The following is a 16,389-nucleotide window of genomic DNA, read 5'->3' as shown; positions in this document are numbered from 1 at the left end:
TTCTATGGAGTGAAACTCGTGAGAACCGTGTTTCACGAGATTCCTAAAAACTGGCGAAAGCTAAACGAAGAGAGAGCTCTATGAATCTTGAGCGTTCCGAACGCATAGAAATCCCTGTATTGCCTCTGCGCGATGTGGTGGTTTACCCGCATATGGTGATCCCATTGTTTGTAGGGCGTGAGAAGTCTATTCACTGCCTGGAAGCAGCAATGGATCATGACAAACAGATCATGTTGGTTGCGCAAAAAGAAGCTTCAACTGATGAGCCAGGGGTTAATGACCTTTTCTCCGTTGGTACCGTAGCTTCTATTTTACAGATGTTAAAACTGCCTGACGGCACGGTAAAAGTGCTTGTCGAAGGGTTGAAACGTGCCCGCATTACGACTCTGGCTGATAATGGCGAACATTTTTCTGCTCATGCTGAGTATCTTGACTCGCCGCTCGTTGATGAGCGTGAGCAAGAAGTTATGATCAGGACTGCTATTAATCAGTTTGAAGGCTACATTAAATTAAATAAGAAAATTCCGCCAGAGGTTCTGACCTCGTTACACAGTGTCGAAGATGCCGCTAAATTAGCTGATACAATTGCTGCGCATATGCCATTGAAGCTTAGTGATAAACAGACTGTTTTGGAAATGTCTGATGTCGTTGAGCGTCTTGAATATCTGATGGCAATGATGGAGTCAGAAATTGATTTGTTACAGGTAGAAAAACGCATTCGTAACCGCGTGAAGAAACAAATGGAAAAAAGCCAGCGCGAGTACTACCTGAATGAACAGATGAAAGCGATTCAGAAAGAATTGGGTGAAATGGATGATGCGCCTGATGAGTATGAAACCCTAAAGCGTAAAATTGAAGCAGCAAAAATGCCCAAAGAGGCTCGTGAAAAAGCCGAAGCTGAATTGCAAAAACTGAAGATGATGTCTCCTATGTCGGCGGAAGCGACGGTTGTCCGTAGTTACATCGATTGGATGGTGCAGGTTCCGTGGGTTGCTCGAAGTAAAGTCAAAAAAGATTTGGTTAAAGCTCAGGAAACTTTGGATACCGACCATTATGGTTTGGAGCGTGTGAAAGAGCGTATCCTTGAGTACTTGGCAGTACAAAGCCGAATTAGTAAAATTAAAGGGCCGATTTTATGTTTGGTTGGGCCTCCTGGGGTGGGTAAAACCTCTTTAGGTCAGTCCATTGCGCGAGCGACCGGGCGGAAATATGTGCGTATGGCACTGGGTGGGGTTCGTGATGAGGCTGAAATCCGTGGTCATCGCCGAACCTATATTGGCTCTATGCCGGGCAAATTGATCCAAAAAATGTCCAAAGTTGGAGTGAAGAACCCTCTGTTTCTGCTGGATGAGATTGATAAGATGTCATCCGATATGCGTGGTGATCCAGCTTCTGCCTTGCTGGAAGTTTTGGACCCGGAACAGAACGTGGCATTTAACGACCATTATCTGGAGGTCGATTATGATCTGTCAGATGTCATGTTTGTTGCAACATCCAACTCTATGAATATTCCGGCGCCATTGTTGGATCGTATGGAGATTATTCGTCTTTCCGGTTATACCGAAGATGAAAAATTGAATATTGCCAAACGTCATTTGCTGCCTAAGCAGATTGAACGTAATGCCCTGAAAAAAAGCGAATTAACTGTTGATGACAGTGCTATTATTGGGATTATCCGTTATTACACTCGTGAAGCAGGAGTGCGTAGTTTAGAGCGAGAAATTTCTAAGCTGTGCCGTAAGACGGTAAAAGCATTGTTAATGGATAAAAATTTAAAACATATTGAAATCAATTCAGATAACTTAAAAGAGTATCTGGGTGTTCAACGTGTGGATTATGGCCGTGCAGATACGGAAAACCGTATTGGTCAGGTCACAGGACTTGCATGGACTGAAGTTGGTGGTGATTTACTAACCATTGAAACCGCGTGTGTTCCAGGGAAAGGTAAACTAACCTATACTGGCTCACTCGGTGAGGTTATGCAGGAATCCATTCAAGCAGCATTAACCGTTGTTCGTGCTCGTGCTGATAAGTTGGGTATCAACGCTGATTTTTATGAGAAACGGGATATTCACGTCCACGTTCCGGAAGGTGCGACGCCGAAAGATGGCCCAAGTGCGGGTATCGCCATGTGTACAGCATTGGTCTCCTGTCTGACCGGTAATCCGGTTCGAGCTGATGTTGCTATGACCGGTGAAATCACATTGCGTGGTTTAGTTCTGCCAATCGGTGGCTTGAAAGAGAAGCTACTGGCTGCTCATCGAGGCGGAATTAAAACAGTCTTAATTCCGGAAGAGAATAAACGTGATCTGGAAGAAATTCCCCAAAATATTATTGCAGATCTACAGATCCATCCAGTAAAACGTATTGAAGATGTTTTGGCTATTACATTGCAGGATCCTGTGTTTGGCGCAGAATTAGTGTCAGTTCAATAGTGCAAAAATAGTGAACTATCTTAATAATTATGGATGAAATATAGGCTGGTAAGCGAATTCAGGCTTGCCAGCCTTTTTATATTGCTAACTTGGATGAACTGTCTAATAAATATTTTGTTGTCTTATGATTTCTTGCCAATATCGGAAAGGATTGATATAACGGCACTGCTATCGGGTTATCCGTTAGGATTCTGATGCGATAGTAAAAACTATATGGGGATGATAAGAGTGAATAAATCACAACTGATCGACAAGATTGCTGCTGACTCTAATATTTCTAAAGCAGCCGCAGGGCGTGTAGTAGATGCATTTATTTCTTCTGTAACGGGTGCATTGAAGGATGGCGATGATGTTGCTCTGGTGGGATTCGGTACTTTTGCTGTTCGTGAACGTTCTGCACGTACAGGCCGTAACCCTCAAACAGGAAAAGAGCTCAAAATTGCTGCGGCTAAAGTACCTGCTTTCCGTCCAGGTAAAGGTTTGAAAGACGCTGTTAATGGGTGACATGAACCAAATATTGTTTATCAGTCCTTGTTATATTGGCAAACATAGACTGACGAGACAGGTTTGGTAAGTTAAAATAGAAGCGCATCAATTGATTGGTGCGCTTTTTTTCTCTTATCGCTTGAATTAGCGTAATATGGCGTTTTCAATTTCACCAAAGCGGAGTTTTGCCTCTTTATGATGGACAACCTACGCACGGCGGCAAACAGTCCTGTGCTTAAAATCGTGCTGGCTCTCATTATCCTGTCTTTTGTTTTGACGGGGGTTGGCGGCTACCTGACAAGTGGAGCTGGTAGTTATGCTGCCGAAGTGAATGGCCAGGCTATCAGTCGTGCTCAATTGGAGGGTGCGTTTCAGCAAGAGAGAAACGCATTGCAAGAGCAATTGGGAGATAAATTCTCAGTGTTGGCAAGTGACGAACAAAGCATGAAGCAGATTCGTAATCAGGCTTTGGAGCGTCTAATTAATAATGTACTGATTGAGCAATATTCCCGTGCATTGGGTTTATCTGCCAGCGATGAGCAAGTTAAGGATTCTATCCGAAATATCTCTTACTTTCAGACAAATGGTAAATTTGATAACAACAAATATCTGGAGTTGCTCGATCGTTCCAATATGAGTCCAGATATTTTTGCTGAACAAACACGCCAGAATTTAGTTAATCAACAATTAATTATGGCTTTTTCTGGTAGTGAAATAGCATTGCCTAGTGAGGTAAAACTCAGCGCTGAATTACTTCTGCAACAGAGAACTGCCCGTATGGCTACACTGGAGCTGAAGAAAATTCAGGCGCAGCAGGAAGTAACAGATAAAGACTTACAAGATTACTATAATCTGAATAAAAGCAGCTTTATTGCTCCAGAAGAAGTGAAAGTTAGCTATATCAAGATGGACGCTGTAGATGAAATGAATAAAGTTTCAGCTACATCTGCTGATGTTGATGCTTACTACGAACATAATCTGAAACGTTATACCCAACCAGAGCAGAAAAAATACAGTCTGATTCAGCTTGCAACTGAAGCTGAAGCCAAAACAGTGCTTGATGAGTTAAATAAAGGTGCTGATTTTGGTAAATTAGCGACTAAAAAATCTACGGATAAGTTTTCAGCGAAAAATAGTGGTGAGATCGGTTGGATGGAAGAGGATGCTCTTCCTGAAGAGTTGAAACAAGCTAATTTGAAAGAGAAAGGCCAAATTTCTTCTGTGCTTAAGGTTTCTAATGGCTTCGCTATTTTCCATTTGGATGATGTTAAGCCTCAAGTAATTAAGCCCTTATCTGAAGTTCGTTCTGAAATTGAGAAAACGGTTAAGCAGGAAAAAGCAGTAGATGCTTTCTATGCTCTGCAACAGAAGGTTAGTGATGCTGCTACTAGCGATAATGAATCTCTAGCTGCGGCTGAGGAAGTTTCAGGTATTAAGATTGTGACGACTGATTGGTTTGATCGCAATAGTGTGCCGACAGAGATTAATTTTGGGGCCGTCATTCATGCCATTTTTGAAGGTAATCTTGTTGATGGACAGGGGCCAACAGGGACTAACTCTGATGTTATCTCCGTTGAAGGTGATCGTGCATTTGTTCTCCGTGTAGATAATTATAAGCCAGAAACAGTACAACCCTTCGAGAAAGTTAAAGAGCAAGTTACTGAATTGGTTAAACGTCAGAAAGCTGAAAAACAACTTCAAGTCGAAAGTGAGAAATTACTGGCTGCCTTAAAAGAAGGTAAAGGTGAGCAAGCCTTGAAAGATGCAGGTATTCAATTTGGTGAATCTCAGGTTATTCAGCGTACATCTCAGGATAATGTGTTAGTTGGTGCAGTATTTGCTTTACCACGGCCGAAAGGAGGTAAGGCAGAATATGGTTTGACGAAAAATAGTTTGGATGATGTTGTGTTGATCCAACTAGATAAAGTTACTCCAGGTGTTGTATCCGAAGAACAAATTAAAAGCATGATTGATAGCTATCAGAGTGAAATGGGTAACGCTATGCTGGAGTCTTTACTGGTTAGCTTGCGTGAAAAAGCCAAAATTAAGTTAGGTCATATCGAATAAAAATTTGCGGAGAATATCGCAAATATCTTTGTAATTATCTTGTCAATAAAGGCCGCTTTCGCGGCCTTTCGCATATCTGATCTTTGTCCATTGTACTCAAATTTATCTGTGGCAATCTTTTTTCCGCTCATAAAACATGGAGGAATTAATATGAAAAAATCGGGAATTTTATCTGTTTTGCTCGTTGGCTTGCTTTATGCGTGTGGAGGGCAATTCGCGATTGCCACTGAACAAGTAAAAGATAAAGTAGCTAAAACAGCCAATACTACCAGTAATTCTTCATCAGAAAAGCAATTACAGCAGCAGGATGCTTTGAAAGTAGAAGAAAAGGGAAAGGTGAATATTAATACTGCAAGTGCGGAAGAGTTAGCAAAAGCACTAAATGGTATTGGGGTAAAAAAGGCACAAGGAATCGTTGAATATCGAGAAAAACATGGTGCGTTTACTACGGTGGAGCAGTTACAGGAGGTTCAGGGAATAGGACCAGTTTTTATTGAACGAAATAGAAGTAAGTTGAGTTACTAGTATATTATCTATCATCCTCATTCATGATTTTTTTTATGAATGGGGATGTTGTGATCAAGGTTGCAAATAAATCACTTTAATTAGTGTGAATTTTTTGTTTTGCTATTGTGAAATCAACCTGGTCAGATGAGTGACTTTAACATAAAGGCAATATTATGAGTTCAATTATAAAAGTTCATGGTTATCATATAGATTTGTTTCAGCATGTGAACAATGCTCGCTATTTGGAATTTCTGGAAAGTGCTCGGTGGGAATGGTTGCATAAGCATTCTGTAGTGGAATGGATACAGAAAAACAATGTTGGATTTGCAGTGGTCAACATTAATATTAATTATCGCAGTTCAGCAGTTCTTGGCGATGAATTGGAGGTGGATTGCCGATTGACGGAGCTGAGAAACAGAAGTGGTGTATTTTCTCAGGAAATCATACGCAGAAGGAACAATCAACTCATCGCAGATGCTAAGACTACATTTGTTTGGATTGATAGAAAAACGCAAAGAGCATTATCTATTGAAGGTGAATTACGTGAAATAATGGGAGCTTTGGTGAAAACAGAGCAATGAGAGGGGATGGCTCTCATTGCCATTTGGATTAAACTAAATGTGTTTTTGCTTTCATTTCAGCCATTATTTTATCCGGAGCATTCAAATATTGTTCTAATCCGTTAGCTCTGAGATGACAAGCGGCACATGTACCACATCCATTACCTTGAATGCCGTTGTAGCAAGTTAATGTCTGACTACGAACAAAGTCTAAATGCTGGTAGTAGTCGGACAATGCCCAAGTTTCAGCTTTGTTGAGCCACATTAATGGCGTTTCAAAACGGATATCACGGGCAATGCCAAGGCTTACAGCTTTATTCAGCGCTTTGACGAATTCATCACGGCAATCAGGGTAACCGGAGAAATCAGTTTCACATACGCCAGTAATAACCGCTTCCGCTTCAACTTGGTAAGCATATATAGCAGCCAGTGTCAGGAACAAAATATTGCGGCCAGGGACAAATGTACTGGGTATGGCACTCTTTTCACTTTCACTATAGTCGGGAACAGGGATGTTATCACGAGTCAGACTGCTGAGGGCCAGTTCATTAAGTAATGTGACATCCAGTACTTTATGTGCAACAACACCAAGAGAATGGCTGACATTACGTGCAACATCAATTTCGGCACGATGGCGCTGACCATAATCAAAAGTGACACAATGTACTTCGTCATATTGATTAATTGCCTTGATTAGGCAGGTAGTGGAATCTTGTCCACCACTGAATACAACAACTGCTCGTCTCATTGTAACATCCTCATTGGAATAAAATGGTTATGTTACTTATAACTACGGAAATTGGATAGTTGTTTGAGATAAGGTGAAATATCGCCGATGTTATTTTTTACCCAATCTGGATTGTAATAGGTATCGAGATAACGTTCACCACTGTCGCACAATAAAGTTACTATTGCACCTTGTTCTCCACGCTCATGCATTTGGTTAGCAAGCAGGAGAGCTCCCCAGACATTGGTCCCCGTAGATGCGCCAACTTTTCTGCCTAACAATTTTTCCAGCCAGTAAATTGTTGCAATGCTGGCGCAATCGGGTATTTGTATCATGTCATCAATAACCGAAGGAATAAAAGAAGGCTCAGCCCGAGGGCGGCCAATACCCTCAATCTTACTGCTATAATTGCCATGAATATCACAGCAATTTTGACGGTAATAGTCATAGAATATAGAGTTTTCTGGATCGACAACAATTAGTTTCGTGTTATGCCCTTGGTAACGGATATAGCGTCCTAACGTTGCAGAAGTTCCCCCAGTACCAGCGCTCATAACGATATAATCTGGTTCAGGAAATGGTTCCATTTGCATCTGGCGAAAAATACTTTCAGCAATATTGTTGTTACCTCGCCAGTCTGTTGCTCTTTCGGCGTAAGTAAATTGATCCATATAATGTCCATTTAGTTCTTTCGCCAGTCGTTCTGACTCGTCATAAATTTGTGCTGAATGGTTAACAAAATGGCATTTACCACCATAAAATTCAATTTCCTGAATCTTACGTTTAGCGGTATATGAGGGCATAACAGCAATAAAAGGTAACCCAAGCAGGCGGGCAAAATAGGCTTCGGATACAGCGGTACTACCCGATGAGGATTCAATAACCGGGGTACCTTCCTTTATCCAGCCGTTACTAAGTGCGTAAAGGAATAAAGAACGGGCAAGCCTGTGTTTCAGACTACCGGTTGGGTGGGTGCTTTCATCTTTTAGATATAAATGGATACCTGGGAAAACCGGTAAATTAAGGCGGATAAGATGAGTGTCAGAACTGCGTTGATGGTCTGCTTGAATCTCTCTGATTGCCTTGGTGGTCCAACTGTGTGACATTAATTATTAACTCTGTAATTTAAAAATAATTGGTGGCGGGTAGATTAACTTGATACTGGGAGAAAGAGATTGTTATTTTTCTTAATGTGTGGTTTCTTTATGGAAAAATTTTCTATGAGAGGTAGTTATGTTAGATAAAACAGACCGCAAATTGCTAAAGTTACTACAGAAAGATTGCAGTCTGTCTCTGAATGCATTGGCGGAAGCTGTTAATCTTACCTCTACTCCTTGTTGGAAGCGGCTAAAACGACTTGAAGATGAAGGTTATATTATCGGTAAGGTTGCTTTGCTTGATAGTGAAAAGTTAGGACTAGGGCTGACAGTAATTGTGATGATCAGAACTCAGCAGCATAATAGTGCTTGGTATGAGCAATTTGTCGCATTTATAAAACAAATGCCAGAAGTCTTGGCTTTTTATCGTATGGCTGGTGAGTGTGATTATCTGATGCATGTTGAAGTTGTAGATATGAAAAGTTATGATCTTTTCTACAAGCGTATGGTGAACGGTATCCCGGGGTTGATTGATGTTACATCCAACTTTGCAATGGAAAAAATTAAGTATACTACAGTATTGCCGATACCAGATTAGTCCATTATTATTCAGAGAATTAATTCAATTATTTTGAGTTTGGTTCAATGTTCTTATTATTTATTTAAATTTATATTTAAGTTTATATTTAAATATAAATTTATATTTCGGGATATACATTTGTGATATTATTTTCTCAATTAAGTTGGTACTTCCGTCGCGAATGGCGTCGCTACCTTGGAGCAGTAACCCTGCTTATTATCATTTCTGTTCTGCTACTGATTCCTCCATATTTGGTGGGTATCATTGTTGACGGCATTAGTACTCGATCTATGTCATCTTACCAATTGATGATATGGATTGGTGTTATGTTGGTCGTAGCGTTGTTTGTCTATATTCTACGATATATATGGCGATTATGGTTGTTTGGGGCGTCATATCAATTAGCGGTTAAATTACGGAATAATTTTTATCAGCAATTCAGTCGCCAAAATCCGGAATTTTATCTGCGTCACCGTACCGGCGATTTGATGGCTCGTGCTACTAATGATGTGGAACGGGTGGTGTTTGCCGCGGGGGAAGGTGTGTTAACGTTGGTTGATTCGCTAGTTATGGGCTGCGCGGTGTTGATTGTAATGAGTGTCCAAATTAGTTGGCAGTTAACGTTATTGGCTATGTTACCTATGCCTATTATGGCAATTATTATTAAACGATATGGTGATCAGCTACATCATCGTTTTAAATCGGCACAAGGTGCATTTTCTGCTCTGAATAATCAAGCTCAAGAAAGTTTGACTAGTATTCGTATGATCAAGGCATTTGGTCTTGAAGATCTACAAGCAAATCAGTTTGAGCAAGTTGCAGTAGAGGCTAGCCGTAAGAATATGTATGTTGCCAGAGTAGATGCCCGGTTTGATCCGACAATTGTTATTGCAATCGGTATATCAGATTTGTTGGCTGTCGGAGGGGGTAGTTGGATGGTGTTGAATGGGGGATTAACACTGGGTGAACTTACTAGCTTCGTAATGTACCTTGGTTTGATGATTTGGCCAATGTTGGCGCTAGCATGGATGTTTAATATTGTTGAACGGGGAGGTGCTGCATATAGCCGTATCCGTAGTTTATTACAAGAACCTCCTGTCATTAAAAATGGTCTCCGTCATTTATCACCTGAGCGTAGTATCCTGAATGTGGATATTAAATCTTTTAATTATCCTCAAAGTAATAAAAGTGTTCTGAATCAAATTAATTTCAGGTTATCTCCTGGGCAGTTACTAGGGATCTGTGGTCTAACAGGTTCAGGTAAGAGTACCCTGCTTGCTCTGATGCAGAGACAGTTTGATGTAACTGAGGGAGAAATTCTTTTCCAGTCGATAAAAATTGCAGATATCCAGTTGGATGAATGGCGGGCTCGTTTTGCCGTTGTCAATCAAACACCTTTTCTGTTTTCAGATACCGTTGCCAGTAATATTGCTTTGGGACGTCCGGATGCTACACAGGAGCAAATTGAAGAAGTTGCTCGTTTTGCCTGTGTTCATGAAGATATTCTTCGTTTACCGGAAGGGTATCAAACGGAGGTGGGGGAGCGTGGTGTGATGCTTTCTGGTGGGCAGAAGCAGCGTATCTCTATTGCGAGAGCATTACTCTTAGATACAGAGATTTTGATTTTGGATGATGCCTTATCTGCGGTTGATGGGCAAACTGAATACAGTATTTTGCAAAACTTAAGGCAATGGAGACAACAACGTACTGTCATTATTAGTGCCCATCGTCTGTCGGCATTAACTGATGCTGATAATATTTTGGTGATGCAGCAAGGTTCGATTATACAGCAGGGACAGCATCAGCAACTGGTGGAGCAACCAGGATGGTATCGTGATATGTATCATTATCAGCAGATTGAAGCAGCACTGGATAGTGAGGATGGAATCGTATGAAGGAGATAGAGATGACTAAGGTTCGTCAATTGTGGCCGTCTCTGAAACGTTTGCTGGTTTATGGGAAAGATTATCGTAAGCTGCTGGTGCTGGCGGTACTTATGTTGTGGGTGGCTGCAATTGCGGAGGTAAGTGGTCCTGTTCTAATTTGTTATTTTATCGATAATATGGTTGCAACAGGTAATATGCCCATTGGATTGGTTATTGGCTTGGCTGTAGCCTTTATTGCTCTGCAACTGATCACCGCTGTATTACACTATTTCCAGGCTTTATTGTTCAATCAAATATCAGTTGATGTTGTTCGTCAACTTCGTACTGATGTGATGAATGCGGCATTGCGTCAGCCTTTGAGTGCTTTTGATAATCAACCAGTAGGGCAATTAATTTCTCGTGTAACGAATGATACAGAGGCTGTTCTAGATCTTTATGTCAATGTGGTCCCTACGATATTCCGTGGTATAGCATTAATTAGCGCTATGTTGATTGCCATGTTTGTACTGGAATGGCGTATGGCATTGATTGCAATTCTTATTTTTCCTATCGTATTAATTGTTATGGCGATATATCAGTATCTAAGTACACCAATTGTCCGACAGGTACGTAGTTATTTAGCTGACGTTAATGATAATTTTAACGAGATTATCAATGGAATGAGTGTCATCCAACAATTCCGGCAGCAGGCCCGTTTTGGTGAACGAATGCTGGCAACTAATCTTGCTCATTATCAAGCAAGAATGCAGGCACTACGGTTAGACGGGCTTTTATTACGACCATTACTGAATTTTGTGTCAGCTATGGTACTGTGTGGCCTTATCATGCTATTTGGTTTTAATGGAATCGGCGTAATTAGTGTTGGGGTGTTGTATGCCTTTATCGATTACTTGGCACGGTTGAATGAACCACTCATTGAGTTGACCTCCCAGCAATCTATCTTGCAGCAGGCTGTGGTTGCTGGTGAGAGAATATTTGAATTAATGGATAGTCCTCAACAAGGCTATGGCATGGATAATCAGCCACTGTCTAGCGGTCGAATTGATATAGAAAATGTTAGCTTTTCTTATCGGGATGACAAAGTAGTTTTACAAGACATCAATTTACAGGTTCCGGCTCATGGTTTTGTTGCTTTGGTTGGTCATACCGGTAGTGGTAAAAGTACGTTGGCAAATTTACTGATGGGATATTATCCGTGGCAGAAAGGGGAAATTTACCTCGATGGTCGGCCTGTATCATCCCTGTCTCATTCGGTACTACGCAATGGTATAGCGATGGTTCAGCAGGACCCGGTCGTTCTTGCTGATTCTTTTTTTGATAATATTACGCTTGGCCGGAATATCTCAGAAGAGAAAGTTTGGCAGGTATTGGAAACCGTGCAATTAGCTGAGTTAGTACGTACATTACCTAATGGACTTCATACTATTTTGGGAGAGCAGGGTAATACGTTGTCGGCTGGTCAAAAACAGTTGCTTGCTATGGCGAGAGTGTTAGTGCAAACGCCACAAATTTTGATCCTTGATGAAGCGACTGCAAACATTGATTCTAGTACAGAACAGACGGTACAACAGGCTTTGAGGTTGATTCGTCAGCAAACGACGTTGATCGTGATTGCTCACCGCCTGTCTACTATTGTGGAAGCTGATACCATTCTGGTGCTACATCGTGGTGCAGTTGTTGAACAGGGATGCCATCAGCAATTATTGGCGAGGTGTGGACGTTATTATCAGATGTATCAATTGCAACAAGTCGGTGAGACACTAAATGAATGTGGCACAATCTCTGAAAAAGAGGTACTAATTTAATCAGGCTTGCACTGATTAGGTGCACTCTGGGAGAGTATATCCGCTACTCTCCCTCCTTCTTACTTCTCCAGAATTTTTATTTTCTTTATTATTATTTGATTTTTATATTCTTTTAGTTTCTGGCACACCCTTTGCTATTTCCTTATTGCAAACATAATAGCCGGATGGAAAGGGGATATATGAAGCTCATTACGACAATTATAAAACCATTCAAATTAGAGGATATTCGGGAAGTTCTCTCTAATCTTGGTGTTCAGGGGTTGACCATAACAGAGGTAAAAGGATTTGGGCGTCAGAAAGGGCATGCGGAGCTTTACCGTGGAGCTGAATATAGTGTCAATTTTTTACCTAAAATAAAGATAGATATTGCTGTAGCAGATGAATTAGTTGAGGAGGTAATTCATGCTATTCAGCAATCAGCTTTCACTGGAAAAGTTGGCGACGGTAAAATCTTTGTCGTTGAATTACAACAGGCTATTCGTATTAGAACAGGAGAAACTAACGATGCGGCACTGTAACTCACTGATAGAGAAGATAGATGTGAAAAGACAATTCTCAGTGGCTGCCGGTATTGTGGCCAGTTGTGTACCATCATTATCTCAGGCTGCGGAAGGCGTTGCTGACAAAGCTGATAATGCTTTTATGATGATTTGTACAGTCCTTGTTCTGTTTATGACCATTCCGGGAATTGCTCTGTTTTATGGTGGATTGTTACGGAGTAAAAACGTTTTATCGCTCATGGCTCAGGTTATGGTGAGCTTTGCTTTAGTATGTGTGTTGTGGGTGATTTACGGTTACAGCTTGGCTTTTGAACCAGGGAATGGTTTTCTCGGTGGTTTTAGTCAAATGATGCTAAAGAATTTGGCATTCACTGACTTAAGTGGCAGTTTTTATCAGCTAATTCATGTGGCATTTCAGGGTTCTTTCGCTTGTATCACTGTTGCTTTGATTGTTGGTGCATTAGGGGAGCGTATTCGCTTTTCGGCTTTGTTAATTTTTAGTGTGCTGTGGTTGACATTTTCTTACCTGCCTATGGCGCATATGGTTTGGGGCGGTGGTGTACTTTCACAGGATGGAGCATTGGATTTTGCGGGTGGTACAGTTGTTCATGTTAACGCTGCTGTAGCTGGATTAGTTGGTGCTTACTTGCTGGGAAAACGCACTGGTTTTGGGAAAGAAGCATTTAAACCACATAATTTACCGATGGTTTTCACTGGTACTGCTGTGCTCTATATTGGTTGGTTCGGTTTTAATGCGGGTTCTGCTAATGCTGCTAATGAGATAGCTGCTCTGGCATTTTTAAATACCATTGTGGCGACTGCTGCCGCTATTCTGTCATGGGTTTTTGCAGAATGGTTTTTCCGTAATAAGCCGTCTCTTCTAGGAGCATGTTCAGGCTGTATTGCTGGACTGGTTGGTATTACACCTGCTGCTGGAATGGTGGGTGTTGGTGGTGCATTAATCATTGGTCTGATCGCGGGTTTTACCGGACTTTGGGGGGTGGTGGCTTTAAAACGATGGTTACGCGTTGACGATGTATGTGATGTATTTGGTATACACGGCGTATGTGGGATCGTGGGTTGCCTCCTGACTGGGGTTTTTACGGCTAAATCTTTGGGAGGAACCGGGCATGCAGAGGGTATAACCATGTTGGAGCAAGTTGGTATCCAGGCTTTTAGTATACTGGTTTGTGTGGTTTGGTCAGTCATTGTTGCCTTTGTTGCTTTTAAAATAGCAGAGCTGTTGGTAGGGCTGCGGGTTACAGTTGAAGTTGAAAGGGAAGGGTTGGATATTAATTCTCATGGAGAGAGTGCTTATAATTAAGTTGTAATATTAAAAGGCAGCAATAAGACCATAAAATACAATGCTGGTTTCTTAATTTGCTGCCTTATTCATTTATCTGTTGCGTTTCCTAATCAGACCTTCCTGTACAGTGGAAGCAACAAGTACCCCTTCACGATTATAAATTTGTCCCCGAACAAAACCACGGGCACCGGAAGCTGATGGACTATCTATAGCATATAGTAGCCAGTCGTCTAGTTTAAACGGGCGGTGAAACCACATAGAATGGTCAATTGTTGCTATCTGAATATTTTTCTCAAGGAACCCGACACCATGTGGCTGTAATGCTGTTGGCAGAAAGTTAAAATCGGAGGCATAGCCAAGTAGATATTGATGAATAAAAGGGTCATCAGGCATATTGCCATTACTGCGGAACCAAACATAGCGTATAGGTTCTTCTGGTGGGCAATTAAATGGACTGTGATATTTTACGGGCCTCATTTCTAGCGGGCAGGGAAAGAGAAGAATATTCTGCATCTTCTGTGGCAGCAGATGCGACATCTTTTTCACGATTTCGTTCTGAGGGATAAGTTCTTCTGGATATGGTATATCCGGCATCATATTCTGATGTTCAAAACCTTCTTCGTGACTTTGAAATGAGGCAGTCATATAAAAGATAGGTTTGCCATTTTGAATGGCACTGACTCTCCGGGCACTAAAACTTCCCCCATCACGTAGAATTTCAACATCATAGACGATAGGTTTGTGGCTGTCTCCGGGGCGTAAGAAATAGCTATGGAAAGAGTTGCCCATCCGGTCATCGACAACGGTTTGTTTGGCTGCATACAGTGCCTGACCAATCACTTGCCCCCCGAAAACCTGAGGAAAACCGAGATCTTTACTTTGCCCTCGGTAAATACCTTCCTCAATTTTTTCCAATTTCATCAAATTTATCAGATTCTGTAATGACTTGCTCATAATATGCCTTTGTTTTCTATTAGGTTATAGAGAGTACAAGGGATAATTATTGTCTCATTAATATATGATTAATAAATAACTAAATTGTAAATGTTTTAAGTCCTGACAGTAGTGCAATAAAGAATATGAGATTTGTTGGTGTCTGATATTCAATTTTTTAATCTATAATCCAGATGGTTTAGATTTAATGATTTGATATTTCAATTTATTTTAATGTTTAATATATACCCTATGGATTTCAAGATGCATCGCGACGGCAAGGGAGCGAATCCCCGGGAGCATAGGTAACTATGTGGCCGGGGTGAGTGAACGCAGCCAACAAAGAGGCAACTTGAAAGATAACGGGTAGAGGTTAGTTAATAATGGAGGAATGTATATGAAGTTATGGCAACTCCCCGTTGGTGTACTACTAGCGGTTGCTTTGGTTGGGTGTAATGCTCAAGGTGCTGAGGTAGTAGATACTCAGGTGGAAAAGATTGAAAATCCAATGAAACGTTCTTTTGTTGAAGGCAATATTAATATACTACAGCGTATAGCATTGCCAGCAGATGCTGTTCTGACAGTGGCTTTATCTGATGTATCTTTGCTTGATGCACCTTCAGTTACTCTGTCTCAGAAGGTTGAGCGTTTAGGAGGGAAACAATCGCCTTTCCATTTTGTTTTGCCTTATCAATCAGACAAAATTAAGCCGGGTGCACGCATTGTTGTCAGTGCTTCTGTTTCGCTGCATAGTCGATTGATGTTTGTTACAGATACAGCGTATGAAGTGATTAATAATGGGAAGACTAAAAATATCGAAATTACGTTGAAAGCCGTTAGATAATACATTTCCTTAATTGTATTCACTTGTAATGTGCAATAAATCAGCATTCGGGCCTGCTTGTCTTGCTATTTGAGTAGGTATGAATGATAATGGCGCCGCTTTGAAGTTAAAGCAACACGTCACAATGGGGGCTCTGTTGGTTCTCCCGCAACGCTAACTTGTTAACTTGGTCAGGTCCGGAAGGAAGCAGCCATAGCAGGGGATGTGTGTGCCGGGATGTCGCTGGCAGAGCCCTCGCCAATTTTCATTGATAACCTAAATACATAGATGATCTAAATAAGCCGATAGCACTTTACCGGCTCGGATCACTTTCTATCTGATAAAGACTATTTTAGTTTAGCGAACGTATTTCCATACTGAAGGTGGAATTCTATCATACAGTTTATTCATGGTCAGCTCAGCTAGGCGGTGATCCGCAGCAGAGTAGAATAGTTCAAGTTCATCTCCTGAAAGTTCATATTTGTTCTTTTCAATCACACGTTCTAGTGTATCAATCGTGGTGCATTTTCTTAAACGCATCAGATAATCAGTTTTAGTCATAATCGCCTTTCTTATTTAACATATATAAAAAATTATTGAGGGAAATATTCAATCAAATTTTGCTCAAGGAACAACTTAAATCCTGTAACAGGACGCTGATTGAGCGTTCATTAGTT

At 41.1% G+C, this 16,389-nt stretch carries 15 protein-coding genes and 1 other RNA gene; 12 read left to right on the top strand and 4 right to left on the bottom strand.

Translation table 11 applies throughout. From position 1 onward, the window contains the following. The first annotated feature begins 80 nt into the window (after nucleotides 1–80). The 5 genes from lon (at nucleotide 81) to EAE93_RS10915 (ending at nucleotide 6,076) form a co-directional block, all read left to right on the top strand. Nucleotides 81–2,435: an endopeptidase La gene (gene lon / locus EAE93_RS10935; protein WP_036775120.1), complete on the top strand. Its 2,355-nt coding sequence runs from the start codon at nucleotides 81–83 to the stop codon at nucleotides 2,433–2,435. Between the two features lie 228 nt (nucleotides 2,436–2,663). Further along, nucleotides 2,664–2,939, top strand: a complete 276-nt coding sequence (gene hupB / locus EAE93_RS10930) for a nucleoid-associated protein HU-beta (RefSeq protein WP_011148005.1) — start codon at nucleotides 2,664–2,666, stop codon at nucleotides 2,937–2,939. 177 nt (nucleotides 2,940–3,116) lie between these two features. Further along, nucleotides 3,117–4,988, top strand: a complete 1,872-nt coding sequence (gene ppiD / locus EAE93_RS10925; protein WP_036808866.1) for a peptidylprolyl isomerase — start codon at nucleotides 3,117–3,119, stop codon at nucleotides 4,986–4,988. A gap of 150 nt (nucleotides 4,989–5,138) precedes the next feature. Further along, the gene (locus tag EAE93_RS10920) at nucleotides 5,139–5,513 is read left to right on the top strand and encodes a ComEA family DNA-binding protein (RefSeq protein ID WP_036808869.1); all 375 of its coding nucleotides are present in this window, start codon (nucleotides 5,139–5,141) and stop codon (nucleotides 5,511–5,513) included. 155 nt (nucleotides 5,514–5,668) lie between these two features. Beyond that, a complete protein-coding gene (locus EAE93_RS10915; RefSeq protein WP_036775130.1) occupies nucleotides 5,669–6,076 on the top strand; it encodes an acyl-CoA thioesterase in 408 nt (135 codons plus the stop codon). A 28-nt stretch (nucleotides 6,077–6,104) separates the two neighbouring features. On the opposite strand, the gene queC is transcribed toward EAE93_RS10915, so the two are convergent. Next, nucleotides 6,105–6,803 carry a 7-cyano-7-deazaguanine synthase QueC gene (queC, locus tag EAE93_RS10910; RefSeq protein ID WP_036775131.1) on the bottom strand — a complete coding sequence of 233 codons (699 nt, stop codon included), beginning with the start codon at nucleotides 6,801–6,803 and terminating at the stop codon, nucleotides 6,105–6,107. Between the two features lie 32 nt (nucleotides 6,804–6,835). After that, nucleotides 6,836–7,888 (bottom strand): PLP-dependent cysteine synthase family protein, encoded by a 1,053-nt coding sequence (locus EAE93_RS10905; protein ID WP_036775132.1) that lies wholly within the window; start codon nucleotides 7,886–7,888, stop codon nucleotides 6,836–6,838. A 127-nt stretch (nucleotides 7,889–8,015) separates the two neighbouring features. Between EAE93_RS10905 and EAE93_RS10900 the strand changes: the two genes are divergently transcribed. The 5 genes from EAE93_RS10900 to amtB all read left to right on the top strand — a co-directional run bounded on the left by EAE93_RS10900 (nucleotide 8,016) and on the right by amtB (nucleotide 13,974). Next, a complete protein-coding gene (locus EAE93_RS10900; RefSeq protein ID WP_036775135.1) occupies nucleotides 8,016–8,477 on the top strand; it encodes an Lrp/AsnC family transcriptional regulator in 462 nt (153 codons plus the stop codon). Nucleotides 8,478–8,599: 122 nt separating this feature from the next. Beyond that, nucleotides 8,600–10,354 carry a SmdA family multidrug ABC transporter permease/ATP-binding protein gene (locus EAE93_RS10895; RefSeq protein ID WP_036808872.1) on the top strand — a complete coding sequence of 585 codons (1,755 nt, stop codon included), beginning with the start codon at nucleotides 8,600–8,602 and terminating at the stop codon, nucleotides 10,352–10,354. Nucleotides 10,355–10,365: 11 nt separating this feature from the next. After that, nucleotides 10,366–12,150 carry a SmdB family multidrug efflux ABC transporter permease/ATP-binding protein gene (locus EAE93_RS10890; protein WP_036808875.1) on the top strand — a complete coding sequence of 595 codons (1,785 nt, stop codon included), beginning with the start codon at nucleotides 10,366–10,368 and terminating at the stop codon, nucleotides 12,148–12,150. A gap of 179 nt (nucleotides 12,151–12,329) precedes the next feature. Beyond that, entirely contained in the window at nucleotides 12,330–12,668 is a 339-nt protein-coding gene (gene glnK / locus EAE93_RS10885) for a P-II family nitrogen regulator (RefSeq protein ID WP_036808877.1), read from the top strand. Between the two features lie 22 nt (nucleotides 12,669–12,690). After that, entirely contained in the window at nucleotides 12,691–13,974 is a 1,284-nt protein-coding gene (amtB, locus tag EAE93_RS10880; protein WP_044467060.1) for an ammonium transporter AmtB, read from the top strand. Between the two features lie 72 nt (nucleotides 13,975–14,046). On the opposite strand, the gene tesB is transcribed toward amtB, so the two are convergent. After that, entirely contained in the window at nucleotides 14,047–14,910 is an 864-nt protein-coding gene (gene tesB / locus EAE93_RS10875; protein WP_036808880.1) for an acyl-CoA thioesterase II, read from the bottom strand. 370 nt (nucleotides 14,911–15,280) lie between these two features. Between tesB and EAE93_RS10870 the strand changes: the two genes are divergently transcribed. Then, nucleotides 15,281–15,733 carry a YbaY family lipoprotein gene (locus EAE93_RS10870; RefSeq protein WP_235319401.1) on the top strand — a complete coding sequence of 151 codons (453 nt, stop codon included), beginning with the start codon at nucleotides 15,281–15,283 and terminating at the stop codon, nucleotides 15,731–15,733. 134 nt (nucleotides 15,734–15,867) lie between these two features. Then, nucleotides 15,868–15,964, top strand: an RNA gene (gene ffs, locus EAE93_RS10865) — signal recognition particle sRNA small type. A gap of 105 nt (nucleotides 15,965–16,069) precedes the next feature. Here the strand turns inward: ffs and EAE93_RS10860 are convergent. Beyond that, nucleotides 16,070–16,273, bottom strand: coding sequence for an HHA domain-containing protein (locus tag EAE93_RS10860; RefSeq protein WP_011147992.1), 204 nt, complete (start codon nucleotides 16,271–16,273; stop codon nucleotides 16,070–16,072). Nucleotides 16,274–16,389 lie beyond the last annotated feature (116 nt).

Origin of the sequence: Photorhabdus akhurstii (assembly GCF_018448925.1) — a bacterium.
In the GTDB taxonomy this organism is placed as follows: domain Bacteria; phylum Pseudomonadota; class Gammaproteobacteria; order Enterobacterales; family Enterobacteriaceae; genus Photorhabdus; species Photorhabdus akhurstii.
This window is presented reverse-complemented; position numbering and strand designations above follow the sequence as displayed.